The 25,123-nt window shown below is 68.7% G+C and carries 24 protein-coding genes and 1 tRNA gene; 14 read left to right on the top strand and 11 right to left on the bottom strand.

Translation table 11 applies throughout. From position 1 onward, the window contains the following. The first annotated feature begins 60 nt into the window (after positions 1-60). Positions 61-3,693 carry a S8 family serine peptidase gene (locus EV647_RS00755; protein ID WP_133996766.1) on the top strand — a complete coding sequence of 1,211 codons (3,633 nt, stop codon included), beginning with the start codon at positions 61-63 and terminating at the stop codon, positions 3,691-3,693. A gap of 21 nt (positions 3,694-3,714) precedes the next feature. Here EV647_RS00755 and EV647_RS00750 read toward each other — a convergent pair whose 3' ends face one another. The 4 genes from EV647_RS00750 to EV647_RS00735 form a co-directional block, all read right to left on the bottom strand. Then, positions 3,715-4,692: a helix-turn-helix domain-containing protein gene (locus EV647_RS00750; protein ID WP_133996763.1), complete on the bottom strand. Its 978-nt coding sequence runs from the start codon at positions 4,690-4,692 to the stop codon at positions 3,715-3,717. 370 nt (positions 4,693-5,062) lie between these two features. Beyond that, positions 5,063-5,323 (bottom strand): Txe/YoeB family addiction module toxin, encoded by a 261-nt coding sequence (locus EV647_RS00745; RefSeq protein WP_133996760.1) that lies wholly within the window; start codon positions 5,321-5,323, stop codon positions 5,063-5,065. Then, the gene (locus EV647_RS00740) at positions 5,320-5,634 is read right to left on the bottom strand and encodes a type II toxin-antitoxin system Phd/YefM family antitoxin (protein ID WP_238176950.1); all 315 of its coding nucleotides are present in this window, start codon (positions 5,632-5,634) and stop codon (positions 5,320-5,322) included. Before EV647_RS00740 ends, EV647_RS00745 begins: the two co-directional genes overlap by 4 nt. 99 nt (positions 5,635-5,733) lie before the next feature. Continuing rightward, a tRNA-Leu gene (locus tag EV647_RS00735) sits at positions 5,734-5,817 on the bottom strand. 169 nt (positions 5,818-5,986) lie between these two features. Here EV647_RS00735 and EV647_RS00730 point away from each other — a divergent pair. From EV647_RS00730 to pknB, 6 genes are all read left to right on the top strand, one after another. Continuing rightward, entirely contained in the window at positions 5,987-6,826 is an 840-nt protein-coding gene (locus tag EV647_RS00730; RefSeq protein WP_133996757.1) for a DUF3662 and FHA domain-containing protein, read from the top strand. A gap of 10 nt (positions 6,827-6,836) precedes the next feature. Continuing rightward, on the top strand, positions 6,837-7,319 hold the full coding sequence (locus EV647_RS00725) for an FHA domain-containing protein (RefSeq protein ID WP_133996753.1): 483 nt from the start codon (positions 6,837-6,839) through the stop codon (positions 7,317-7,319). Positions 7,320-7,329: 10 nt separating this feature from the next. Further along, positions 7,330-8,736 carry a PP2C family serine/threonine-protein phosphatase gene (locus EV647_RS00720; protein WP_133996750.1) on the top strand — a complete coding sequence of 469 codons (1,407 nt, stop codon included), beginning with the start codon at positions 7,330-7,332 and terminating at the stop codon, positions 8,734-8,736. Further along, complete coding sequence (locus EV647_RS00715; RefSeq protein ID WP_133996746.1) at positions 8,733-10,130, top strand: FtsW/RodA/SpoVE family cell cycle protein; 1,398 nt, start codon at positions 8,733-8,735, stop codon at positions 10,128-10,130. The genes EV647_RS00720 and EV647_RS00715 overlap by 4 nt, the downstream gene beginning before the upstream one ends. Then, positions 10,127-11,581 (top strand): penicillin-binding protein 2, encoded by a 1,455-nt coding sequence (locus tag EV647_RS00710; protein ID WP_133996743.1) that lies wholly within the window; start codon positions 10,127-10,129, stop codon positions 11,579-11,581. The genes EV647_RS00715 and EV647_RS00710 overlap by 4 nt, the downstream gene beginning before the upstream one ends. Before the next feature lie 126 nt (positions 11,582-11,707). Next, positions 11,708-13,558: a Stk1 family PASTA domain-containing Ser/Thr kinase gene (pknB, locus tag EV647_RS00705; RefSeq protein WP_133996740.1), complete on the top strand. Its 1,851-nt coding sequence runs from the start codon at positions 11,708-11,710 to the stop codon at positions 13,556-13,558. Positions 13,559-13,612: 54 nt separating this feature from the next. Here the strand turns inward: pknB and EV647_RS00700 are convergent, their stop codons facing one another. Both EV647_RS00700 and EV647_RS00695 read right to left on the bottom strand, forming a co-directional pair. Beyond that, a complete protein-coding gene (locus tag EV647_RS00700; protein WP_133996737.1) occupies positions 13,613-14,230 on the bottom strand; it encodes an aminodeoxychorismate/anthranilate synthase component II in 618 nt (205 codons plus the stop codon). Positions 14,231-14,238: 8 nt separating this feature from the next. Next, positions 14,239-15,009 (bottom strand): DUF881 domain-containing protein, encoded by a 771-nt coding sequence (locus tag EV647_RS00695; protein ID WP_133996734.1) that lies wholly within the window; start codon positions 15,007-15,009, stop codon positions 14,239-14,241. A gap of 102 nt (positions 15,010-15,111) precedes the next feature. Here EV647_RS00695 and EV647_RS00690 point away from each other — a divergent pair, with 102 nt between their 5' ends. Then, positions 15,112-15,372 (top strand): cell division protein CrgA, encoded by a 261-nt coding sequence (locus EV647_RS00690; protein WP_133783707.1) that lies wholly within the window; start codon positions 15,112-15,114, stop codon positions 15,370-15,372. A gap of 186 nt (positions 15,373-15,558) precedes the next feature. On the opposite strand, the gene EV647_RS00685 is transcribed toward EV647_RS00690, so the two are convergent. Beyond that, positions 15,559-16,014: an Lrp/AsnC family transcriptional regulator gene (locus tag EV647_RS00685; RefSeq protein ID WP_238176949.1), complete on the bottom strand. Its 456-nt coding sequence runs from the start codon at positions 16,012-16,014 to the stop codon at positions 15,559-15,561. A 72-nt stretch (positions 16,015-16,086) separates the two neighbouring features. Between EV647_RS00685 and EV647_RS00680 the strand changes: the two genes are divergently transcribed. From EV647_RS00680 to EV647_RS00660, 5 genes are all read left to right on the top strand, one after another. Further along, a complete protein-coding gene (locus EV647_RS00680) occupies positions 16,087-16,704 on the top strand; it encodes a hypothetical protein (protein WP_133996728.1) in 618 nt (205 codons plus the stop codon). A 48-nt stretch (positions 16,705-16,752) separates the two neighbouring features. Then, positions 16,753-17,361: a hypothetical protein gene (locus EV647_RS00675; protein WP_133996725.1), complete on the top strand. Its 609-nt coding sequence runs from the start codon at positions 16,753-16,755 to the stop codon at positions 17,359-17,361. A 117-nt stretch (positions 17,362-17,478) separates the two neighbouring features. Next, on the top strand, positions 17,479-18,003 hold the full coding sequence (locus tag EV647_RS00670; RefSeq protein ID WP_133996722.1) for an EXLDI protein: 525 nt from the start codon (positions 17,479-17,481) through the stop codon (positions 18,001-18,003). Positions 18,004-18,135: 132 nt separating this feature from the next. Further along, entirely contained in the window at positions 18,136-19,080 is a 945-nt protein-coding gene (locus tag EV647_RS00665; RefSeq protein WP_133996719.1) for an ATP-binding cassette domain-containing protein, read from the top strand. Continuing rightward, positions 19,077-19,877 (top strand): ABC transporter permease, encoded by an 801-nt coding sequence (locus EV647_RS00660; RefSeq protein ID WP_133996716.1) that lies wholly within the window; start codon positions 19,077-19,079, stop codon positions 19,875-19,877. The genes EV647_RS00665 and EV647_RS00660 overlap by 4 nt, the downstream gene beginning before the upstream one ends. Here EV647_RS00660 and EV647_RS00655 read toward each other — a convergent pair. The 3 genes from EV647_RS00655 to EV647_RS00645 all read right to left on the bottom strand — a co-directional run bounded on the left by EV647_RS00655 (position 19,874) and on the right by EV647_RS00645 (position 22,810). Beyond that, a complete protein-coding gene (locus tag EV647_RS00655) occupies positions 19,874-20,554 on the bottom strand; it encodes a pyridoxamine 5'-phosphate oxidase family protein (RefSeq protein WP_133996713.1) in 681 nt (226 codons plus the stop codon). The two genes, EV647_RS00660 and EV647_RS00655, sit on opposite strands and share 4 nt — an antisense overlap. A 53-nt stretch (positions 20,555-20,607) precedes the next feature. Then, a complete protein-coding gene (locus EV647_RS00650) occupies positions 20,608-21,783 on the bottom strand; it encodes an NAD(P)/FAD-dependent oxidoreductase (RefSeq protein ID WP_133996710.1) in 1,176 nt (391 codons plus the stop codon). An 82-nt stretch (positions 21,784-21,865) separates the two neighbouring features. Beyond that, positions 21,866-22,810 (bottom strand): RNA polymerase sigma-70 factor, encoded by a 945-nt coding sequence (locus EV647_RS00645; RefSeq protein WP_133996707.1) that lies wholly within the window; start codon positions 22,808-22,810, stop codon positions 21,866-21,868. Positions 22,811-22,828: 18 nt separating this feature from the next. On the opposite strand from EV647_RS00645, the gene EV647_RS00640 reads away from it, so the two are divergent. Further along, positions 22,829-24,193 (top strand): PLP-dependent aminotransferase family protein, encoded by a 1,365-nt coding sequence (locus EV647_RS00640; protein WP_133996704.1) that lies wholly within the window; start codon positions 22,829-22,831, stop codon positions 24,191-24,193. Here the strand turns inward: EV647_RS00640 and EV647_RS00635 are convergent. Then, complete coding sequence (locus EV647_RS00635; RefSeq protein WP_238176948.1) at positions 24,180-25,073, bottom strand: hypothetical protein; 894 nt, start codon at positions 25,071-25,073, stop codon at positions 24,180-24,182. The two genes, EV647_RS00640 and EV647_RS00635, sit on opposite strands and share 14 nt — an antisense overlap. Positions 25,074-25,123 lie beyond the last annotated feature (50 nt).

The raw sequence follows: 25,123 nt of genomic DNA, 5'->3' as shown, positions 1-25,123 counted from the left end.
CAAACTCTCACTGAAGAAGAGGTGTGCCTGCCCCAAACCTCTCGAAGGAGAATTCCGCCTATGTCCTCCCCCCGACGTGCCGCCGCGCTCACCACCGCGGCGGTGCTTGCTCTCGGTGCGGCGACGGTGATCCCGTCCGCCGCTGCCCCTCCCACGGGATCCACAGCGATCAAGACGTCCTCGGTCACGCTGATCACCGGTGACGTCGTCGAACTGACGGATGCCGGTGCCGGCAAGAAGGCCGCCACGGTCCGCCCGGCGGCCGGCCGCGAAGGCGTCTCGTTCCACACGATCGAGGCCGACGGCGGACTCCGCGTGCTGCCGAGCGACGCCGTACCGTTCGTGTCGAGCGGCGTCCTGGACGTGGACCTGTTCGACGTCGACGAGCTGATCGCCGACGGGTACGGCACCGCCGCGAGCCTCCCGCTCATCGTCAAGGACACCCCTGGCGTCCGGTCGGCGCAGAACCTCGCCGGTACGACGACGACGCGACAGCTCCCGTCGATCGGCGGCCGCGCCCTGACCGCCGCGAAGGACCAACTGCCGGAGCTGTGGAAGTCTCTCAAGCCCGGCGTCGGCACCCGCTCGCTGAACGGCGGCGTCACCAAGATCTGGCTCGACGGCAAGGTCCGTCCGGTGCTCGACAAGAGCGTCCCGCAGATCGGTGCGCCGGACGCGTGGAAGGCCGGGTACGAGGGTTCCGGAGTCCAGGTCGCCGTACTGGACACCGGTGTCGACGCGACGCACCCGGACCTGGACGGCAAGGTCAAGGAGAGCCAGGACTTCTCCGGCAGCCCGAGCGGCACCGAGGACCACTTCGGCCACGGCACGCACGTCGCCGCGACCATCGCCGGCACCGGCGCGGGAGCCGGCGGCACCCGGAAGGGTGTGGCGCCGAAGGCCGACCTGCTCGTTGGCAAGGTGCTCGGCGACGACGGGTACGGGTACGACTCCTGGATCATCGCCGGGATGGAGTGGGCCGCGTCCGAGGGCGCGAAGGTCGTGAACATGAGCCTCGGCGGCGAGGCCACCGACGGCACCGACCCGCTCAGCCAGGCGGTCAACGACATCACCGCGCAGACCGGCACGCTGTTCGTGGTTGCGGCCGGCAACGAGGGCCAGGACGAGACGGTCGGTACGCCGGGCGCCGCGGCGTCCGCGCTGACGGTCGGAGCCGTGGACCGCGAGGACAAGCTCGCCGACTTCTCCAGTCGCGGACCGCGGCTCGGTGACGCGGGTCTGAAGCCGGAGATCACCGCCCCCGGCGTCGGCATCATCGCCGCCCGCGCGACGGGCACGGTCATGGGCGACCCGGTCGACGAGCTCTACACGGCAGCCTCCGGTACGTCGATGGCGACGCCGCACGTCGCCGGTGCAGCGGCCCTGCTCGCGCAGCAGCACCCGGACTGGAAGGCCGACCAACTGAAGAACGCGCTGGTCAGCACCGCGAAGACCCAGCCGGAGCAGACCGTGTACGCACAGGGCGCCGGTCGGGTCGACCTGCCCCGGGCCGTCGCGCAGAAGGTGACCGCCAGCGGCGTCGCGGACTTCGGCGTACAGACGGCGGAGGCGGGCACGCGGACCATCACCTACCGGAACGACTCCGGCAGCGCGGTCACGCTGAACCTGTCCGTCCAGGTGACGAACCTCGACGACAAGCAGCCGGAAACCGACGGTTTCGGTCTGCCCGCGACCGTCACGGTCCCGGCCAACGGCACCGCTGACGTACCGCTCACCCTGGACCCGGCCAAGCTCGGCCGCGGCCAGTACAGCGGCTGGATCGTTGCCACCGGCCCCGACGGTGTCGTCACGCACACCGCGGTCGGCGCGCTCCGGTCCGGCCCGAAGCACAAGGTCACACTGCGGGCGGTCGGCCTGGACGGTCAGCCCACCGGCGTCCCGGTGATCTCGCTGTACGGCGACAACTCGCGGTCCGACGTACTGGCGTGGATCGGAGACGGCGAGACGTTCACCGCCGAGGTCGAGGAGGGCACGTACCTGCTGCACTCGCTGGTGGAGAACTACGATCCGCAGGACGAGCAGGTCAGCCTCTTCACCGACCCGAACATCGTGGTCAGCAAGGACACCGAGATCGTCATCGACGCGCGGAAGGCGGTTCCGATCAAGATCGAGACGCCGAAGCCGTCGGAGCAGCAGGCAGTGCTCAGCTACTACGTGCACCGCGAGTACGGCAACGGGCGGTCGATCAGCCACGGCGTGATGCACTTCAGCACCGTCCAGCAGGTCAACGTGACCCCGACGAAGCCGGTCAAGGACGGCAGCTTCGAGTTCTCGTCCCGCTGGCAGCTGGTCGCGCCGCTGGTCCAGGCGTCGGTCCCCGGAGTGTCCGGTCCGCTCGACATCAACCTGCTGCACCAGTCGCCGTCGTACGAGGGCAAGAGGCGGTTCCCACTGGTGCATGCCGACTCCTCGCTGCAGGGCGTCAAGGGCGCGCTGGCGGTGCTGGACTCCAGCGAGGACGGTTGGGGCAACGGCAGCGAGCAGGACCAGATCGCAGCAGCCGCGAAGGCCGGTGCCGCCGCGGTCATCCTGGTCCGGCCCGCCGACTGGTCCGCCTGGACGGTCTGGCGTCCGGTCGGCGACCGCGAGCCGATCCCCGCCATGGTGACGACGTACCAGGACGGTCAGAAGCTGATCGCCCGGGCGCGTCAGGGCCACGCGACCATCGACCTGACGCTCACCACGTCCAGCCCGTACCTGTACGACGTACAGCAGGTCTCGACCGGGTTCATCCCGGCGCAGATCGTCTACAAGGTGACGGCGGCGAACAGCGCCCGCATCACCACGCGGTACGCCGACAACGGCGGGTTCAACTGGGCCAAGGAGCAGCGGTTCGGGTGGCGTCCGTGGCAGGAGTACTCGTGGAACGACTCCCAGCGGTTCGTCGAGACGCCGAAGGTCCGGGAGGAGTGGGTGACGTCGGGTGACTCGCTCTGGCAGCACCGGGTGCACCACCTGTACACGTGGGACATCATGAACCCGCTGGCCGGCGGTATGACGTCCGTACCGCGTAGCTACCGGACCGGGTCGTCGGACGAAACGTGGTTCGGTCCGGTCGTACGTCCCGCGGCTGCGCCGGGCATCCAGTCCACGCGCACAGGTGACCGGCTCTCGCTCCGCATCCCGTCGTTCGTGGACGCAGCCGGGCACTACACGATCGGTGAGGCCACGAAGGACTCCGCGACGCTGTCCCGCAACGGTCAGGTCGTGGCCGAGCTTCCGGACGCGTGGGAGGACGTGATCACCTCCAGCGACAACGCGGCGTACAAGCTGGACGTGTCCACCGAGCGCATCGACTCCGAAGGCGAGTGGAACTGGGGGACGCGCACGCAGACCTCCTGGGAGTTCCGCTCGGCCAAGCAGGCGGACGACAAGGCAACGCCGCTCGCACTGCAGCAGGTGGACTACAAGGTCCCGGTCGACCTGACCGGCCGGGTGAGCGCCCGGACGCACGTAGTCGGCTTCGAGTCGCCCCGGGCGACCGGACTGCAGGCCTGGTCCTCGTTCGACGAGGGCAAGACCTGGCAGCGCCTCGTGGTACTCGGTGCCGCCGGCCACTACCTGGCCGTCGTCCCCAACGCCCACGACACGGTCTCGCTCAAGGTCGCGGCAACCGGCCCGAACGGCACGAAGGTCACCCAGACGGTGATCCGCGCGTACGGCGTCAAGTAGTAGGGCAGCGCACCGGCCTGGCTAGAGCCAGTCGCGTTTTGCGGCTTGGAAGGCCAGGCCGGTGCGGGTGTCCACACCGGCCAGCGCCATGAGGCGGTCGAGACGGCGCTGAACCGTACGGCGGCTGATACCCAACTGGTTGGCGATGGACTTGTCCGGTACGCCGCCTACGAGCAGGGAGAGCAGGAGCCGCTCGGAGTCGTCCAGACCCTCGTCTTCGTGCTTCTCCTCGGAGTGGAGGCGCACGGGTGTCGCCAACTCCCAGTAGCTCTCGAAGAGCGCCAGCAACGCGTCTAGAAGCTGGCCGCGGCTGATGATCGCGGCGGACGGCTCTCCGATGCTCTGCTCGTCGTCACGGACCAGAGGGCAGATCGCCGTCGACCGGTCCACGATCGCGATCCGGACCGGCAGTGTCGGCACCACCCGGGCCTCCTCGCCCCAGCTGACGCCTTCGGCGATCGAGTCGAGCTCACCGGGTGTCTCGATCAGTGCGCGCTCGTAGATCGCGCGGTACCGGACGCCGCGGGACAAAGCGCCGTACTCCTCGGTGTTCTCGGCGCCCTGCATCGCCAGCGGGTTCGCGCGGCAGAACCAGAGGATCTCCTCGCGGGCCGAGTTCTGCAGGTCCCGCAGCCGCTCGCGGAGCGTGGCGGCGCCGACGATCACCTCGACCAGGTGGTGCGCGTCGCGCCGGCTGACGCTGGCCCTGAACTCCTCGCTGAGTGCGCTCACCGTCTTGCGGGCCGCCTCGAGCGACTCCTGGCGGCGCAGCAACGTCGTACCGAAAGCGACGTCCGGCGGCAACGGCCGGAACACCGGATCGTCGGCCGCCTGCGCCGTCACCAGCCCCTTGGCCTGCAACCGCTGCAGCACTTCGTCGGCCTCCGGCTGCGTGAACTTGGCGACCTCGGCCAGGTCGGCCGCCTTGGCCGCCGACAGCCCGACGAGCAGTCGGTACGCCTGTTCTTCCCGTTCGTCCAGCAACATTCCGTCCTGCATCCGCCCCACCTCCCGGGCACCACCTAAGCAGGCATTCCAACGTGGAAGCGAGCATTTTCCATCTGGCACTCATCAGCCACGGCACGGTTGTGCCATCACGAAGCAGGCGAACTCCCGTCACCTTCCGGTCAGACACCCGCGGAACTCGCCAGCCGCCCGCCCTGGAGAAGAGAACGCATGATGAGCTTCACCGACTACGCCGGCGTCGCCGGCCTGATCGCGGCCACCGCCGTAGCAATCTGGATGCTCCGCAACCACCGCACTATCGCCCCGACCGCGCGACACCGCGGCGCCCCTACCCTGCGACTACCGCGACCGACCCGCCCGGAACGCGCTTCCTCGCGCGGTAGTAGGTAAGCCCGCCGGATCGTCAGGGGCCGTAGTGGTAGCTGCAGGCGATGATGTGGATTCCGTCGTCAGCGATCCGGTAGACGAGACGGTGCTCCGTATTGATGCGCCTCGACCAGTAACCGGCGAACTCGTGCCGTAGTGGCTCCGGCTTGCCGATGCCTTCATGGCCATTGCGGTCGATGTCCTCGATCAACTGGTTGATCCGTTTGAGGAGCTTCCGATCGTTGGCTTGCCACCACAGATAGTCCTCCCAACCGCGGTCGAGGAAGACGACCGTCACGCTGCGCCGCCCGCCGTTCCTCTGTCATCGGCGGCGTCGGGGTCGGCCAGTTCGCGCACCGTGCCGTCGCCCGCCCGGTCCTGCTCGATCGCCTCGCGCAAGCGCCTCGCGTTGGCCGGCGACCGCATCAGGTAGTCGGTTTCCTTCAGCGATTCGTACTCCGCCAGCGTGACTACGACGACGGGCTCGTGCCCGGCGCGGGTGATCACCAACTCCTCCGCGTCGTTCTCGACCGCGTCGAGGGCCGCGGCCAGGTTCGCGCGCGTCTCGGTAAAACTCATCGTCTTCACGATGTACAGAATAACGTACATCGGCCACAGACTCGTAGAGATGAGTTCTGGATCCTCCGAAAGGACGAAAGCTGGCCGGAGAACGCAAAAGTCCCGGTCTGGTCGACCGGGACTTTGTTGTGCGCGAGGGGGGAGTTGAACCCCCACGCCCTTTCGGGCACACGGACCTGAACCGTGCGCGTCTGCCTATTCCGCCACCCGCGCGCAGCCGCCTGATACATCTCCTGGCGACGAGAAGGAACAGTAGCACGGGTTCTGCCGGTGCTTCACATTGCGGGTTCGGTCGAACCTCCCGATACGATCGATCGTCGTACCCGGTGTGTCCGCCTGACCGGTGGACATCTGTTGGCGTACCGACCGTGGAGGAGGAGGCGTGCGACCGCTACAGCGCTTCGAGCGACGCCTGGAAGGCATTGTGAGCGGTGTCTTCGCGCGCGCTTTCAAGGGTGACGTCGAGCCGATCGAACTGGCCGCCGCGCTCAAGCGTGAGATCGACAACACCGCGCGGATCCTGTCCCGGGACCGCCGGCTGGTGCCGAACCACTTCACCATCGAGCTCGGTCCGGACGACTTCGAGCGGCTGAACGCGTACGGCCGGACCCTCAACCACGAGCTCGCCAACGAACTGCGGGACCACGCCGACATCCAGCGCTACACCTTCTCCGGGCCCATCGACATCGAGCTGGTCCAGCAGGATGATCTCCCGACCGGTAAGTTCCGGGTGGTCAGCGCCACGGTCGGGACGCCCCAGCGGCGCCCGCCCTACGAGCCCCAGCCCTATCAGCAGGAGCCCTACGTGCCGCCGAACGAGCCGGTCGTGCAGACCCCGCCGCCAGCGCAGCAGTTCCAGCAGCCGCCGCCGCAGCAGGCGCCGCGCCGCGGGCACCCGCAGGTGATGCTCGAGGTGAACGGCCGCCGCCGCCCGGTGAACCCGCCCGGCGTGGTGCTCGGCCGCGGCACCGACGCCGACATCCAGATCAACGACCCGGGCGTCTCCCGGCGGCACGCCGAGATCCGCCTGATGCCGGAAGGCCCGGGCGGTATCCGGGTGGTGATGGTCGACCTCGGCTCCACCAACGGCACGCTGGTGAACGGCCGCCGGACCACCGAGGCCGAACTGGTGGACGGCTCGACGGTCCGGATCGGCAACACGACCATGACGCTGCGTCTCGCGGACGAGCCGATGGCCCAGCCGCCGAGCAGCGGGTGGTGACTGACCTTCCATGTCGGAACTGACCCTGACCCTGATCAAACTGGGGTTCCTGGCCCTGTTGTGGATGTTCGTCCTCGCGGTGCTGTCCGTGATCAGGTCCGACCTGTTCGGCGCGAAGGTGGACAGCCGGGCCGCGGCTGCCGTCGTACCGCAGAACTCCCGTACGCCGAAGCCCTCGAAGCCGGTCAAGAAGCGCAAGGGTCTGCCCGGATCGGTGACGATCGCGGACGGCCCGCAGGCCGGGGTCGGTGCCTCACTGGGTGACGAGCCGGTGATCATCGGACGCGGGTCGGACTGCCAGATCCGGCTCGACGACGACTACTCCTCCACCCGGCACGCCCGGCTGTTCCTGTCCGAGGGCCAGTGGTGGGTCGAGGACCTCGGCTCCACCAACGGCACGTACCTGGACGGCCAGCGGGTCACCCGCCCGGTCCCGGCCGAGATCGGCGGTTCGATCCGGATCGGCCGGACGACGCTGAACATCGCGAAGTAGGCCTGCCTCGATGACCCTGTCGCTCGACTACGCAACCCTCTCCGACGTCGGACGAGTACGCCGCAACAACGAGGACTCGGCGTACGCTGGTCCGCACCTGCTGCTGCTCGCCGACGGGATGGGCGGTGCGGCAGCCGGTGAGGTGGCCAGCGCGGCGGCAGTCCAGGTGATGCGGCGGCTGGACACCGCCGACATCACCGGCGAAGACATGATCGAGGCGCTGGCCGGCGCGGTGCACCGGGCCAACGAGCGCCTGTCCGAGCTGGTCGAGGAGGACCCCGAGCGCGAAGGCATGGGCTCGACGGTCACCGCGCTGATGTTCGACGGCAAGCGGCTCGGCCTGGCCCATCTGGGCGACTCCCGCGCGTACCGGCTGCGGGACGGGCAGCTGTACCAGCTGAGCCACGACCACACCTTCGTGCAGTCGCTGGTCGACGAGGGCCGGATCTCCCAGGAGGAGGCCTTCACCCACCCGCACCGGAACCTGATCCTGCGTGTCCTCGACGGCCGCCCGGATTCCGACCCCGACCTGGAGATGCTCGACGTCCAGGCCGGCGACCGACTGATGCTGTGCAGCGACGGCCTGCCCGACTACGTGAGCGACGAGGTGATCGCGGCCTCGATGGCCTCCGGTACGCCGGACTCGGTCGTCGTCGACCTGATCACGCACGCGCTGGAGGCGGGCTCGAACGACAACGTCACCGTCCTGGTCGCGGACGTCGTCGAGACCGAGCCCGCGAGTGGCGTCCAGCCGCAACTGGTCGGTGCCGCCGCCGAGCTGGCGCAAGGCAGCACCGGGCGCGGCGAGCCGACGGTCGCGGTCCGCACTGCCGGTGGTGACGGTCACGGCGGCGGTGGTCACGGCGGTGCGCTCGACCCGGAGGAACTGCGGTATGCGCCGCGTCCGCCGAAGCGGTTCGCGTGGCTGCGGCGGATCGCCGTACTGCTCGTCGTCCTCGGCCTGATCGGTGGCGGCGGCTGGTTCGCGTACAGCTGGACCCAGAAGCAGTACTACGTCGGCACCGACGGCGACTACGTGGCGATCTTCAAGGGCGTCGAGGCGGATCTCCCCGGCTTGACACTGTCGAAGGTGTACGAGCGGCAGGCGCTGCAGGTCGACAAGCTCCCGACGTACAGCCGGCAGCAGGTCGAGGCCAACATCCAGGCGGACAACCTGGCCGGCGCCCGCTCGATCGTCGCGGAGCTGCAGCACACCGCTGCCGAGTGCGCCGCCAGAGTCAAGCCGACCCCGTCCCCGACGCCGAAGCCGTCGACCCCGCCCGTCTCGAAGCCCGCGGTCTCGACACCTCCGGTCTCGAAGCCTCCGGTTTCCTCGCCGCCCGCGTCGACGGCCCCGACCGGTACGACGTCGCCGAGCACGCCGGTCGACCCCGACGACTGCGACGGGGTCCGATGAGCATCGCTTCGACGTCCGTCATTCAGATCATCCCGCGTACCCGGCGTGGGGTGGAGCTGCTGCTGCTCGTGATCGCGATCGCGGTCTCGGTCGGCGCCTACGTGAACATCGGCATCACCGTGCAGAACGCCGTACCGGCCAGCACCGGGTACTACGCGGCCGGGATCGGGCTGCTCGCCCTGATCGCCCACCTCGCGCTCCGCTACCGGGCGCCGTACGCCGACCCGGTGCTACTGCCCTGCGCCGTGCTGCTGAACGGCCTCGGCGTCGCGATGATCCACCGGATCGACCTCGGCCTGGCCATCGTCGCCGAGGCGAAGGGAAAGGTCCCGAAGGCGCCCGCTGCGCCGCAGCAGATCACCTGGACCGCGGTCGGCATCGTGTTGTTCCTGGTCGTCATCCTCGTGATCAGAGATCACCGTCGGTTGCAGGCGCTCACCTACACCGCCGGCCTGGTCGGTCTGCTGCTGCTCGTGCTGCCGCTGATCCCCGGCCTCGGCGTGAACCTGAACGGCGCCCGGATCTGGATCCGGCTCGCCGGCATGTCCTTCCAGCCCGGTGAGTTCGCAAAGATCTGTCTGGTCGTGTTCTTCGCCGGCTACCTGGTGGTGAAACGCGACGTCCTGACGCTGGCCGGGCACCGCTTCCTCGGGCTCGACCTGCCGCGGGCCCGCGACCTCGGCCCGATCGGGATCGCCTGGGCGGTCAGCCTCGGCGTCCTGGTGTTCGAGAGCGACCTCGGCTCGTCGCTGCTGTTCTTCGGCCTGTTCCTGTTCCTGCTGTACGTGTCGACCGAGCGGGCCGGCTGGCTGATCATCGGCGGCCTGCTGTTCGTCGGCGGCGCGTACTTCGCGTACATGACGTTCGGCCACGTGCACCGCCGCGTCACCGACTGGCTGAACCCGTGGGCGATCGACGGCGGCCAGGTGAAGCTCGGGCTGATGGGTCAGGCCTGGGGCGGCATCCTCGGCCGCGGTCTCGGCCAGGGCCACCCGGAGGCCACTCTGTACGCCAACAGCGACATGATCATCTCGTCGTTCGCCGAGGAGCTCGGGCTGACCGGGCTGATCGCGATCCTGCTGGTCTACACCCTCATCATCGAGCGCGGCCTGCGGACCGCGCTCGGCTGCCGGGACATCTTCGGCAAGCTGATCGCGACCGGTCTGGCGATGTCGTTCGCGCTGCAGGTGTTCGTGATCGTCGGCGGCGTCACCGGGCTGATCCCGCTGACCGGTCTGGCCACCCCGTTCATGGCACTCGGCGGTACGTCGCTGGTCGCCAACTGGGCGATCATCGCGCTGCTGCTGCGGATCAGCGACCAGGCCCGGCGTCCGCAGACCCCGGCCGCCCCGGTTTCCGACGAAACGATCGCGATGGCGGTGCAGAAGGCATGAACTCAGCGATCCGGCGACTGGCCGTGGCGGCGATCATCCTGATGCTCGCGCTGATGGCGAACTCGACGTACCTGCAGGCCTTCCGGGCGAACGAGATCAACGGCCGTAACGACAACAACCGGGTCCGCGACTCGCAGTTCTCGGTCAACCGCGGCCCGATCCTGATCGGCAGTACGCCGGTCGCGCAGAGCAAGCCGTCCGGAGACCGGTTCAAGTACCAGCGGACGTACGCGGGAGGCCAGGTCTACGCGCCCGTGACCGGGTTCTACTCGTACCTGTTCGGTCGCGGCGGTATCGAGCTGACGATGAACGCCGAGCTGAACGGCTCGGACCCCTCGATGGCGTTCCGCCGGATCATCGACGTGATCAGCAACCGCCCGCAGCAAGGCGGCAGCGTGACCCTGACCCTGAACGCCGCGGCCCAGCAGGCGGCGTACAACGGCCTGGCCGGGAAGACCGGTGCGGTGGTCGCGATCGAGCCGAAGACCGGGCGGATCCTGGCGATGGCCAGCAGGCCGTCGTACGACCCGAACCTGCTCGCCTCGCACGACACCGAGAAGGTCGGCTCGGCCTGGAAGAACCTGAACGCCGACAAGGACAAACCGCTGTCGAACCGCGCGGTGCAGGAGCTGTACCCGCCCGGGTCGACCTTCAAGCTGGTCACCGCGGCGGCCGCGCTGTCCAGCGGCAAGTACACGCCGGAGAGCAAGGTGAACTCGCCGGCCGAGCTGCCGCTCCCGCAGACCACGGTCCCGCTGGTCAACGAGGACGGCAAGAACTGCGGCGGCAGCAACAGCGCGACGCTGACGATCGCGCTGCGCTACTCCTGCAACACCGCGTTCGGCACCGTCGGCATGGCCCTCGGCGCGGACGCGCTCAACGAGCAGGCCGCGAAGTTCGGCTTCGGCGCCCGGCCGCTGACCGAGCTGCCGAGCGTGGCCACCAGCCAGTTCCCCGGCGACCCGAACGAGCCGCAGACCGCGCAGTCCGCGATCGGCCAGTTCGACGTCCGCGCCACCCCGCTGCAGATGGCGATGGTGGCGGCCGGGATCGCGAACAAGGGCGAGGTGATGAAGCCGTACCTGGTCCAGAACGTGAAGACCCCGGACCTGAAGACGGTCTCGGAGACCAAGCCGGAGTCGCTGCACCAGGCGGTCACCCCGCAGGTCGCGGCCCAGCTGACCGCGATGATGGTCGACGTCGTCAACAACGGCACCGGCAAGCCGGGACGGATCGACGGAGTCCAGGTGGCCGGCAAGACAGGTACGGCGCAGACCTCGAAGGACCGCCCGCCGTTCGCGTGGTTCACCGCGTTCGCGCCGGCCAACGACCCGAAGGTGGCCGTGGCGGTCTTGATCGAGGACGCGAACATCGCGCGCAACGACATCGCGGGCGGCACCTTGGCGGCTCCGATCGCCAAGAAGGTGATGGAGGCGGTGCTGGGCCAATGAGCATCCGATGAGCACCATACGGAATGATGCGATGACAGCGCGTCTTTCCAACGGGGATCCGCGTGTGGCGGCCGCTACCGTGGGCAAGTTGACTGATTTACCGCAGACAGGTTGGAAGGCTGAGTCATGACATCGCAGGCACGTCTCGTCGGCGGCCGGTACGAAGAAGGCGAACCGCTCGGCCGCGGCGGCATGGCGGAGGTCCGCAAGGGCCTCGACAACCGGCTCGGCCGGAGCGTCGCGATCAAGCGGCTGCGCGTCGACCTCGCGAGTGACGCCACCTTCCAGGCGCGGTTCCGGCGCGAGGCCCAGTCGGCCGCGTCGCTGAACCACCCGACGATCGTGTCGGTGTACGACACCGGCGAGGAGCCGGACCCGAACGGCTCCGGCGTCACCATTCCGTACATCGTGATGGAGCTGGTGACCGGCAAGACGCTGCGGGACCTGATCCGCGAGGGCCGCAAGATCATGCCGGAGCGGGCGCTGGAGATCACCTCCGGTGTGCTCGAGGCGCTCGACTACAGCCACCGGGCCGGCATCGTGCACCGCGACATCAAGCCCGGGAACGTGATGCTGACCCCGCAGGGCCAGGTCAAGGTGATGGACTTCGGTATCGCCCGTGCGGTCGCCGACACGTCCTCCACGATGACCCAGACCGCGGCCGTGATCGGCACCGCGCAGTACCTGTCCCCGGAGCAGGCCCGCGGCGAGACCGTGGACGCCCGCTCCGACCTGTACTCGACCGGCTGCCTGCTGTACGAACTGCTCACCGGCCGCCCGCCGTTCGTCGGTGAGTCGCCGGTGTCGGTGGCCTACCAGCACGTCCGTGAGCAGCCGCTGCCGCCGTCCTCGTTCGACCCGGACATCCCGCCGGAGGTCGACGCGGTCGTCCTGAAGGCGCTGGCGAAGAGCCGCGAGGAGCGGTACCAGAGCGCGTCCGAGATGCGCGCCGACATCCACCGGGTGCTGGCCGGCCAGCAGGTGACCGCGCCGATGGCGGCAGTCGCCGAGACCCGGTCGATGGCGCCGACCGCGGTGGCGGCGGCCGCGACCCAGCAGTACCAGCAGACCTCGGCGAACGACCTGCTCCCGCCCGGCGGCGACGACCTGGACGAGGCGCAGGACGCCCGGTCCCGCCGCAACCGCGGCCTGGCCTACTTCCTGCTCGGCCTCGCGATCGTCGCGGTCGCGGTCGGCGCGTACGCGCTGTTCTCGAACATGAACAAGGACAACAACGCCGGCGGCGGCGGGACGACCGCCACCCCGGTGGCGAAGGTTGCCGTGCCGGACGTCAGCGGCAAGTCGGTCGCCGACGCGACCGCGTTGCTCGCCGACAAGGGCCTGAAGTTCGCGCAGGGACCGTCCGAGACCAGCGACACGGTCGGTCGCGGCTCCGCGATCCGGCAGACCCCGCCGGCGGGGACCGAGGCCGAGCAGGGCTCGACGGTCACCGTGGTGTTCTCGTCCGGGCGAAGTGCGTTCCCGGTGCCGGATGTGATCGGCAAGTCGGAGTCCGCGGCCCGCAAGGCGCTCGAAGGCACGTCCGCGAACTTCAAGGTCAAGGACAAGACGATCGAGCAGGACAGCGACCAGAAGAAGGGCATCGTGCTCGCGGTCAGCCCGGACCCGACCGGGAAGTATCCGTCAGGTCAGGAGTTCACCCTGACCGTCTCCACCGGCAAGACCGACGTCGACGTACCGAATGTGGTCACTCAGACGTTCGACGACGCGAAGCTGACGCTGGAGCAGGCCGGCTTCCGGGTCGGGCAGACGTTCGGCAACGACCAGAACCAGGCAGAGGGGACCGTCCTCAAGCAGTCCGTGAAGGCCGGCAGCAAGGCGGCGAAGGGCACGCTGATCACGCTGACGGTGAACAAACTGCAGGAAGAGACGCCACCGCCGAGCACTCCGACCGAGTCGGAGACACCACCGCCGTCGACACCGACGAGCCCCGCCATCACGATCCCTGGCGGCTGAGACGACAGAACCCCCGGAGCGCGTCGCGCTCCGGGGGTTCTTCAGTTCTACGGACTAACTGACGACCGGGGCCAGGCCGGCGGAGCGGGCGACCGCGTCCGGGTCGCCGCAGATCTCGAGCCAGTTGGCGAGCATCCGGTGGCCGCCCTCGGTCAGCACCGACTCCGGGTGGAACTGCACGCCCTCGACCGCGAAGTCACGGTGCCGGGCCGCCATGATCACGCCGGCCTCGGTCCGCGCGGTCACCTGCAGCTCGTCCGGCACGCTGTCCTGCGCGATCGCCAGCGAGTGGTACCGGGTCGCGGTGAACGGCGACGGGAGCCCGGACAGTACGCCGGCGCCGTCGTGGAACACCTGGCTGGTCTTGCCGTGCAGCAACTCGTCCGCGCGGCCGACGACCCCGCCGTACGCGACGCCGATCGCCTGCAGGCCGAGGCACACACCGAAGATCGGGACCTCGCGGCCCTTCTCCTTCACGATGTCGACACAGGCGCCGGCCTCTTCCGGCGTACCGGGACCGGGGGAGAGCAGCACGCCGTCGTACTCACCGGCCTGCTCAGGGGTGACCTCGTCGTTGCGCAGCACGGTGGTGTCGGCCTGCAGTTGCTGCAGGTACTGCACCAGGTTGTAGACGAAGGAGTCGTAGTTGTCGACGACAAGGATCCGCGGCATGCGGTCCATTATCGCCCGCTGGCGGTCGGGCTTGTCGAGGGAGTCCGCGGGAACCCGGGGACCGTCGCGCTCTGCAGATCCAGGGTGCCCTCGTACGCCGGCATCGAGATCGACGACTCGTTCTTCACGTCGTACCCGAGCTGGAACTTCACGACGTAGTCCTGCAGGTTCTCGATGTACTGCGAGTCGTCGAGCGCCTTCTGCAACTTCCGCCGGTCCCCGATCGCGGTGATCTTGTACGGCGGGAGGTACGGGACGCCGTGCAGTACGACGGAGTTGCCGACGCACTTGATCCCGGTGGTGGAGATGACCCGGTGGTTCTGGATCGAGATCGCGTCCGCGCCGCCGGCCCAGAGAGCATTCACCACCGCCTGGATGTCCTGCTGGTGGATCACAAGCCAGTCGGCGTCGACGTCCGGGTTGTCCTTGACGACCTGGGACGGCGCGTCCTTGAGCGTCACGGTCAGCCCCGGCCCGGTGACCGGCGTGGTGCCGACGGCGTCGGCCAGGTCCTTGAGCTGCTTGGCCAGCGCGGGGTCGATCGAGCCCTGCTGCTCCTGGAGCTTCTCGATGTCCTGGGTCAGGGCCGCGTGCTGCCGGACCAGGCTGGCGCTGCGCCGGCTCTGTTCCTCCACGAGGCCCGCGAGCGTAGTGTTACGGCTGGGCCGGAGGTCGGTGCCCCGGGCGTTGGTCGCGCTGGTCGCGAACAGCAGACCGGCGCACAGCAGCGCCAGCGGCGCGACCGCACGCCACAGCGAAATCCGCCTCAACCTACGCACCCGTGATCTCCATATTGCTCTCTGCACTACGCTAACCCGGACCGGACCCCTACCAGGTCCTCGCGGTCAGCTTATGCGTCCGTCCTTACAAGGAGTTCAGTCGTGCCCGAGTCGAGCAGTCGCCCCAAGAAGAAGACCGAGAAGGTCAAGGCCGAGAAGACCCCGAAGAAGCCGCGTACCACCAGTCGCGTGTGGGTCGCGCCGCTGATGCTGGCGTGCTGGCTGCTCGGACTCGCCTGGCTGGTCGTCTTCTACGTGGCCGGCCAGGACATCCCGGTGATGAAGGACCTCAACAACTGGAACCTGCTGATCGGCATGGGCCTGATCGCGGTCGGCTTCGTCGTCTCCACCCAGTGGGTCTGACCAGGCCACCCACCTGTGCGTCACATGAGGTGGAGTGCCGGAGTTATCCACACCGGTATCCCCAGTTGTGCACACCGATTCGTTGGAGTTATCCCCAGGTTCAGTAATGGTTCTCCACTGAATGTGGTCAAAACTGGCTCAAATCTGTGGATAACTCAGGTTTGAGCCGACGAGTTTCCACACCGTTCACGTCGGCAGCGGCCGGTTGTCCACGACCTTCTTCATCACAATGGTGGATGTCAGCCGTTGCACACCGGGTAGTCGCGCCAGGCGCTCGTCGCGCAGCTTCTGGAACGCAGCGATGTCCGCGGTCACGACTCTGACGAAGTAGTCCGGCTCCCCGAACAGCCGCTCGGCCTGCACCACCTCGGGAATCTCGGCCAGCCCGGCCTCGAACCCGGCGACCGATTCCTCCCGGTCCATCGTCACCGCCAGCAGCACCTCGAACCCGTGCCCGACGGCCGCTCCGTCGACGACCGCGCGGTACCCGCGGATCACCCCGGCCCGCTCGAGCTCCCGCAACCGCCGATGACACGGCGCGGCACTCAACCCGACCCGCTGCGCAAGTTCGGTGACGGTCAGCCGACCGTCTTCCTGGAGCACAGCAAGGATATTGCGATCAATGGTGTCCACGGCAAACATCTTATCCCTCAGAGCCGTTGACTGGCATGAATTCGCACGAATCTGTCGATGATTCGGCAGTAATCTTGCGCCATGCTCGACCTCCTGCCCGTCATCGCCGCCGCGTTCGGCATCCCGCAGTACCTTCCGCAGCTCCTCAAGCTGCGCCGGACCGGCGACACGGCCGGCGTCTCCTGGTCCTGGGCGACGCTGACGAGCATCAACAACGCGGCCTGGTTCGGCTACTTCATGGCGTCGGGCTACTGGACCGCGAGCCTGCCCTCCACCGCGGCGGCGTCGCTCGCCGGCACCCTCTCGGTGATGCTGGTACGCCGTGGTGCGCTGAACGCACGCGCCGTCGGGTGGATCGCGGGCTGGGCGGCGCTGCTCGTGGTCGGCGCGATCGTCGGCGGACGCATCGGACTGGGCAGCCTGCTCGCCGCAGCCTCGATCGTCCAGGTGACGCCTTCGCTGTGGACGGCGTACCGGACCGCGCACCCGACCGGGATCTCGGCGGGCACCTGGGCATTGGTCCTCGGCGAGCTGTCCTGCTGGCTCATGTTCGGCCTGTGGAACGCCGACGTACGCCTGACCACCCTCGGCGCGACCGGTGTGCTCGCGAGTCTGCTGATGCTCGCCCGAGCTCGGGCTACGAATCGTCGGCGAGTTGTCACGGGTGACGCCGTCGACGCCGGGAACGGGCGGGCGTAACGTCGAAATCGCCAGTGAACGATCCGCGAGACCAGGGAGGGCTCTCAGATGTTCGTTCAGGTCATTCAGGGGCAGGTCACCGATGCCGAGCAGGCTCACACGGCGATGGATCGGTGGATGGAAGAACTGGCGCCCGGGGCGTCCGGCTGGCTGGGGACCACCGCCGGTGTCACCGCGGACGGCAAGTTCATCGCGCTGGCTCGTTTCGACTCCGCCGACGCCGCGCGGCGGAACAGCGAGAGCCCGGCACAGGACAAGTGGTGGCACGAGTTCTCGTCGCTGCTCAGCGACGGAGCCACCTTCCACGACACGGAGGACGTGGTGATCGACACCCACGGCGACCCGGACGCCGCCGGATTCGTCCAGGTGATGCAGGGCGCCGGCAGCAACCCGGAGCGCGCGCGGGAACTGATGGGTCAGCACCGCGACGAATGGGCCGAGTTCCGGCCCGAGATCCTCGGGAGTGAGGTCGCCATGTACGACGACGGCGACTACACGATGGCGATGTACTTCACCTCCGAGACCGAGGCCCGCGAAGGCGAGCAGAAAGAGGTGCCATCGGAACTCAAGGCGGAAATGGACGAGATGAACAGTCTCTCCTCCGGTCCGCCGACGTTCTACGACATCGAGCACCCCTGGCTGTACTCACCCAAGTAGACAGCCACCCGAGGCGGCCGCGACGGATCCCGTCGCGGCCGCCTCCTTCTACGTAGGGATATACGTAGACATGTGCGCACCTGTGTGCGTATAGTTCTACGTAGGAGGAGACAAGCGATGCCGAACAAGACGATCTACGTGTCCGACGACGACCTGCCGCTGTACAAGCGGGCCGGGGAGCTGGCCGGGAACCTGTCCTCGGCGATCTCGATCGCACTGCGCAAGTACGTCGAGATGGAGGAGGGCCGGTTCGAGGGGTACGAGGAGATCACCGTGCGGGTGGGCCGGGGCACCGGCCGCAAGCAACGGTTCTCCGGCGTACTGCTCGCTGAAGGCGGCCGGTCGAGCAGTACCGGGTACGAGGCCTTCAAGGTCTACCGCAGCCGCACCGGCAAGTTCGTCCTGCACGCGGACCGCCGCAGCCAGTTCAAGCAGAACGCCGACGACGAGCGCTTCCTCACCGGGTGGCGCTCCTGGGTCGGCAACTGGAGCACCGACCAGTCCTGGAGCATGGCGCAGGGCGAGGCCACCCTGCATGTCGTGGACACGGTCGACGAGCTCCGTGAACTGATCCCCGAGGACCTCTATCAACTCGTCGAGGAGGCCGCCGATCAGCCGGCGGTCGAGGATCTCGACATCTAACTGAACCCACACCACCACCGGACGCCGACTGCCGGCCGTCCGGCCGGTGAGGCACGCCCAAATCCTCCTCCAGCAGACCCGTCAACCACCCCGGGTCAGGAACACCTGCCCGAAATCACCCAAGGATCCCTCATGTCAGCAGCGATCGACGTCCGTGGACTGCGCAAGTCCTACGGCGAGAAACTCGTGCTCGACGGCATCGACCTGAACGTTGCCGAAGGCACCATCTTTTCCCTGCTCGGCCCGAACGGCGCCGGCAAGACCACCGCGGTGCAGATCCTGTCCACCCTGGTCGCCGCCGACGCCGGCGAGATCAGGGTGGCCGGCCACGACCTGCACCAGTCGCCCGAAGCGGTCCGTGCCGCGATCGGCGTCACCGGTCAGTTCTCCGCGGTCGACGGCCTGATGACCGGGCGCGAGAACCTCATCCTGATGGCCGATCTGCACCACCTCGGCAGGCAGGAGGCCCGCCGCCGGGCGGACGAGCTGCTCGAACAGTTCGACCTGGCCGATGCCGGCAAGAAGCTCGCATCGACGTACTCCGGCGGTATGAAGCGCCGGCTCGATCTGGCCATGACGCTGGTCGGCCGCCCGCAGATCATCTTCCTGGACGAGCCGACGACCGGTCTCGACCCGCGCAGCCGGCACCGCATGTGGACGTTGATCCGCGAACTCGTCGCCGGCGGCGTCACGGTCCTGCTCACCACGCAGTACCTGGAGGAGGCCGATCAGCTCGCAGACCGGATCGCCGTCCTCGACCACGGGCGACTGGTCGCCCAAGGTACGGCGGAAGAACTCAAGCGACTCGCGCCGGGCGGGCACATCCGCTTGCGCTTCACGTCGCCGGAGGAGTTCACGCTCGCCGGTCAGGTGCTGCCGACCGCCGTACCGAATCCCGAAGCACTGGTTCTGCAGGTGCCGAACGACGGCAGCGTGCACGCGCTGCGCGACCTGCTGGCCCGGATCGACGACGCCTCGCTCGAGGTCGACGAACTGACTGTCCACACCCCTGACCTGGACGACGTGTTCTTCGCCGTCACCGGTCAGCCCAAGTCCGAAGAGGTGACCGCACGATGAGCACTACCGCAACCGTCCGCCCGATGGCCGACATCGGCACCATGCTGCGCCGCAACCTGCGGCACGCCCAGCGGTACCCGGGCCTGTCGCTCGGCGCCCTCGGGATGCCGGTGATCATGATCCTGCTGTTCGGTCTGGTCTTCGGCGACACGTTCTCGGCCGGGCTCGGCGGGGGCGCAAACGGCTTCGACTACATCGACTTCCTGACCCCGGGCATCCTGCTGATGTCGATCGCGTCCGGGACGATGTCGCCAGCGGTCGCCGTCTGCATGGACATGTCCGAGGGCATCGTGGCCAGGTTCCGGACGATGGCGATCTTCCGGCCGGCCGTGCTGACCGGACACGTGCTGGGCAACGTGCTCGTGACGATCGTCAGCCTGGCCCTGGTGGTCGGCTTCGCGATCCTGATCGGGTTCCGGCCGAACGCGTCGGTCGGGGACTGGCTGCTGGCGGCGGTGCTGCTGATCGGGCTGACCATCGGCCTGACCTGGTTCGCGATCGCGCTGGGGCTGACCAGTAAGACGCCGGAAGGCGCGAGCAACGTCGTACTGCCGATCAGCCTGTTGCTGCCGTTCCTCAGCAACACGTTCATCCCGCTGGAGGCGATGCCGAGCGGCATCCGCTGGTTCGCCGAGTACCAGCCGTTCACCCCGATCATCGACAGCCTGCGCCATTTGCTGCTGGGGACGCCGATGGACTCCAGCAGCGGCTGGCTCGCCGCCGCCTGGTGCGTGGCGATCGCGGTGGTCGGGTACTTCTGGGCCCAGTCCAGCTACAACAAGGGGACCGTGGCCTAGGAGGGTGCGCCCAGGACGTTCGCCCGGCTGCGGATGTGGGCGGGGACCAGCAGGTCGCAGTCGGGGTTGTTCTCCGGTGCGCCGGCGACGACGTGGAGGGGGATCACGCCTGTCCAGTAGGGCAGGTCGAGGTCCTCCTCGTCGTCGTTGGCGGGTCCGGAGCGGGTCTTCACCGACGCCTCGGTGAGGGAGAGCGCCAGCACCGAGGTCTTCGCCAGCTCCTTGCGGTTCGGTGGGCGGACGGCGGTCGACCGGCCGGGGACGAGGTGGTCGACGATCCGGTTGAGAGCGTGCAGTTTCTCGTCCGGGTCGGTGACCAGCCGCGGTACGCCGAAGATCACCGCGGACCGGTAGTTCACCGAGTGGTGGAACGCCGACCGGGCCAGCACCAGACCGTCGGTGTGCGTGACGGTGACGCACACGGTCTGCTGCGGAGCCGCGACCACGCTCCGGGCCGCGACCGAGCCGTGCAGGTACAGCTCCCCGTCCGGTCCGCGGTCCAGGTCCACGCCGTACGCCGTCGGCAGCACGAGCGGATCGCCGTCGACCACTACGCCGAGGTGGCAGAACATGCCGTCGAGCAGTACGTCGTACAGCACCTGCCGCTCGGTGGCGGCACGTTCCTTCGAGCGACGCAACGAGGTCCGGGCGGTCGGCTGCAACGGCGTAGTGGTCATGTAACTAGGTTCGACTCTGAGTGGACTGGCTGCACGGGCCATTCCGGCTCGAATCAGCTAGTCCATTCGTGCAGCGGGACGGCCTGGCTGATCACGTGGCGCCGCCGCGTCGGCAGGCCCATCGTCGGGTTCTCCGTGCCCCACGCGGCGCCCTTGCAGATCAGCTCCTTGTAGACGGCTGCCACCCGGCCGGTCAGGGTCGCGTTGACGGCGCAGTCGTCGGTGGTGACGTACTGGATCAGCCCGTCCTTGCGCCCCAGCGAGATGCACTGGTTGAAGTAGAACAGCGGCGCGTGCCCGAGCTTGCCGCCGGTCAACCGGGCTGCGATGGAGTCGGCGGCCTGCCACGCCATCGGCTGCCCCGATGCGCACGACATCCGCAGCGGCTTGTTCTTCGAGCCCATCGCGTACGCCGCGTCGCCGACGGCGTACACGTCCGGATGTGAGACGGACCGCATGGTCTCGTCGACCACGATCCGGCCGGTGTCGCTGACCTCCAGCGACGTCGCCTCCACGATCGGGTGTACGGCGAATCCAGCCGTCCACACCGTGACCGCGGCGGGGATCGTTCCACCGTCGGCCGTCGTCAGCTGATCCGCGTCGACCCGCGTCACCGCCGCCTTCTCGTGCACGGTGATGCCCAGCCGGTCGACGACCTTCCGGAGGTGCCGGCGTCCCTTGGGGGACAGCCAATCGCCCAGCTCTCCGCGGACGGCGAACGCCACGTCGAGATCCGGTCGCGACTCGGCGAGCTCGGTCACGAACTCCACGCCCGTGAGGCCGCCGCCGACAACCGTCACGGTCTGGCCGGCAGTCAGTGACGCCAGACGCTCACGCAGTCGAAGTGCACCGGGACGACTCGCGATCTCGTAGGCGTGCTCCGCGACACCCGGAACGCCCTGCGGGTTCCACCGGCTGCCGAGCGCGTACACGAGCGTGTCGTATTCCAGCTCCTCCGACTCCAGCGCGACCGTCTTGCGGTCGACGTCCACCGCGGTGACCTTCGCGAACTTCAGCTCGACGCCGGTCCCGGCGTACATCTGCTCGAACGGACGGAACTTGAGGTCCCGGCCGGTGGCCACCTCGTGCATCCGGACCCGCTCCACGAAGTCGGTCTCGCCGTTCACGAGCGTGACGCTGACCTCGTCGCGGTACAGCCGGGCGGCGAGACGGCCGGCGGCGACGGCTCCGGAGTACCCGGCGCCGAGAACTACGATGCGGTGCTTCATATCCGTACTCCTGTCTGATGCGGTGTCTCCCCTTGAACCGGGCAGCCCGCCGTTTCATGACAGGTGTTCGATGTGAAGCAGGTCACAGGATGGTCGTCAGCGGTTCCCCGTGGTCGGAGGCGGCGAACAGTTCGGTCGCACGCGCCAGCTTGTCCGGGTTCGCCTGGGTGCGGACGGCAGTCACACCGTCGGCGGTGATGTCGAGGCAGATGACACCGATGACCTCGCCGTTCACGACCACCACGAGGGCGGGTTCGCTGTTGGCCGGCCAGGCGTAGACCTCTGCCGGACCGCCGACGTACAGGCGCTTCGCATCGGTCGGTTTGAACAGTCCGCGCAGGAAGCGGGCGACCGCGAGCGCGCCTTCGACCGCGGTGGTCCGGGCCGGGACCTTGCCGCCACCGTCGCCGACCGAGACGGCGTCGGCGGTGAGCAGCCGCACGATCGAGTCGGTCTGGCCGCTGGTGGCGGCGGCCAGGAACTCGTCCACGATCCGCCGCGCCACGGCCTCGTCGACCTCGGTGCGCGCCCGGCCGTCCGCGAGATGCTGCTTGGCCCGGCGGAAGATCTGCTGGCTGGAGGATTCGCTGATCTCGAGGATCTCGGCGATCTCCCGGTGCGCGTAGTCGAACGCCTCCCGCAGTACGTAGACCGCCCGCTCGTTCGGCGAGAGGCGCTCCATCAGCGTGAGTACGGCGTACGACACCGACTCGCGCTGCTCCACGGTGTCCGCCGGGCCGAGCATCGGGTCGCCGTCGAGCAGCGGCTCGGGCAGCCACTGGCCGACGTACGTCTCCCGCCGCGCGCGAGCGGAGGCGAGCTGGTTGAGGCAGAGGTTGGTGAGCACCTTCGTCAGCCACGCCTCGGGGACCTCGATGCGGGCGGTGTCGGTGGCCTGCCAGCGCAGGAACGTCTCCTGTACGGCGTCCTCCGCCTCGCTCGCCGAACCGAGCATCCGGTACGCGATCGCCTCCAGCCGACCTCTGGACTGCTCGAAACGAGACACGTCCTCCGCGGTCATGGTCATGCTGCGATCCTAGTTGGCGTGCAGAGCTCGCTGCCGCTGACGATCGACCGAGCCGCCGGACTGCCGTTGCACCTGCAGCTCGCGGAACAGTTCCGTGCGGCGGTGCTGGACGGGCGGCTCCAGGCCGGTCATCGGCTGCCGTCCACGCGCGATCTCGCGCGGGAGCTCGGGGTCTCGCGGTCCGTGACGCAGGCGGCATACGACCAACTGCATGCCGAGGGCTGGATCGAGGGGCGCACCGGCGCCGGCACCTTCGTCACGGACGTCGTGCCGTTGCAACCCGCCGTACGACGACGCCCAGCCCATCGGCCCGATGCCGACGCGAAACTCCTGACACTGCGCCCCGGCATCCCGTACATCGCACCGACGCCTGATCCGGGCTGGCGGCGAGCGTGGCGGGAGGTGTCCACCCAGTCACCGCCGCGCGGGTACGACGACGCGGCCGGGCTTCCCGCACTGCGCGCCGCTCTGGCGGACCACGTCGCCCGGGTCCGCGGAATCGCCTGTGGACCGGAGAACGTGCTCGTCACCAACGGCACCGTCCACGGGCTGCGGCTGCTGCTCACGGTCACGCGGCAGCCCGGCGACCGGATCGCGATCGAGGACCCTGGTTACCTGAACGCGGTCGTCGCCGCGCGCGACCACCGGCTCGAGATCGTCGACGTCCCCGTCGACGAGGACGGCCTGCAGGTCGACGCGCTCACCGAGGCCGCCGCCGTCTACGTCACGCCGTCGCACCAGTACCCGCTCGGCGGCCGGTTGCCCGTTGCCCGACGCAACGAACTGGTCCGCTGGGCACGCCGCACCGGCAGCCTGCTGATCGAGGACGACTACGACAGCGAGTTCCGGTACGACGTCGCGCCGCTGCCCGCCCTCGCGCAGCTCGATCTGGAGCGGGTCGTCCACCTCGGGACACTGTCGAAGACGCTGAGTCCCGCGCTCCGCCTGGGCTGGCTGGTGGCGTCCGAGGCGATGGTGGATCGGCTCGCCACGTTCCGGGCCGACTCCGGCGACTGGCCCGGCTGGCCGATGCAGGCCGCGATGCTCGCCATGCTCCGCGACGGCTACCTCGACCAGGCCGTTCGCCGCGGGCGCCGGATGTACGCGGACCGTCGTACCCACACGTGCGCGGTGCTGTCGCCGTACGGTCAGATCGTCGGCCAGGACGCGGGGCTGCACATCACGCTCTTGCTTCCCGACGACGCGGACGATCTGCGGATCGCCGCCGCGGCCCGGGAGGCCGGCGTCGTGGTCGCGCCGCTGTCCGAGTACCGCCGTACCGTGCCGGGACCGCCAGGGCTCGTGATCGGGTACGCGACCCCGTCGACCTCCGACCTGCACCGCGCCCTGACGATCCTGACCGAAATCCTCAGTCGCCGTTGAGCGGGTCGAGGTAGAAGACCGCGCCCCAGCGGTAGTAGGGGGCATTCGGGAAGGTCCCATCGACCTTGCCCAGGGCGTTGATCACCGTCGCCGCGCCGTTCGCGTGGCCGACGGCGTACAGGTAGCCGCTGTTGGTGTCCTTGTCGATGCCGAGCAACAAGGTGCCGTAGTTGCCGCACTTGCTCGCGACCAGCGCCTCGAAGCCCTGCCAGGTACTCGTCCGCACCCGCGTCACGATCGGCTTCAGCGGCGACGTGACCGGGATCCGGATCGTGTAGAGGGCACCGCCGCGGGTGTTCGCGAGGAAGGTGTCGTACGTCGCCGTCTTGCTGATCAGCGCCATCGACTTCACCGACGAGAACCCGGGCACCGACTGGGCCCTGCCCCACCCGCCGTTCCAGCGGAACAGCGTGCCGTCGCTGCGCAGCCCGTACGCCATCCAGTGGAAGATCTTGCGCTTGGTGTCCTCGAAGTGGGAGACCTCGAGCGCGGTGAAGTTCGACCAGCCGCCGCCGATCCGCTTGACAATGTCGTCGCCGAAACTGCGGTTGTAGAAATAGCGGTACAGCGCATCGCCCTGCACGACGTAGCCGGACCGGTCGAAGCCGGCGACGTTGGGTTCGATCTCCCACACGGAACTCAGCCGGACCTGGCCGGGCGGGAAGACGGGCTCGTCGACCGCTGTGGGACCTTTCATCGTCGGCGGCGTACCGGCGGTCACGCCGGACGAGGTCTGGGCACCGGCGGCGTCGACCGACCCGAGCCCCACCGCGCAGGCCTCGGTCGCGGACTGCGGCGCGGCGTGGGCTGTCGGCACGAAGGCCGCCGCGGTCAGTGCGAGCGTCCCGGCCAGGCAGGCGAAGGTGCTGCGTCGTTTCATGTTCTCTCCCGGATCTCGATCTTCCACAGACCTTGATGCGGGAGGGGCTG

The sequence above is a fragment of the Kribbella sp. VKM Ac-2566 genome, assembly GCF_004366005.1.
Taxonomy (GTDB): domain Bacteria; phylum Actinomycetota; class Actinomycetes; order Propionibacteriales; family Kribbellaceae; genus Kribbella; species Kribbella pratensis.
Note: the sequence above shows the minus strand (reverse complement) of the source record. Positions and strands in the feature narration are given on the sequence as shown.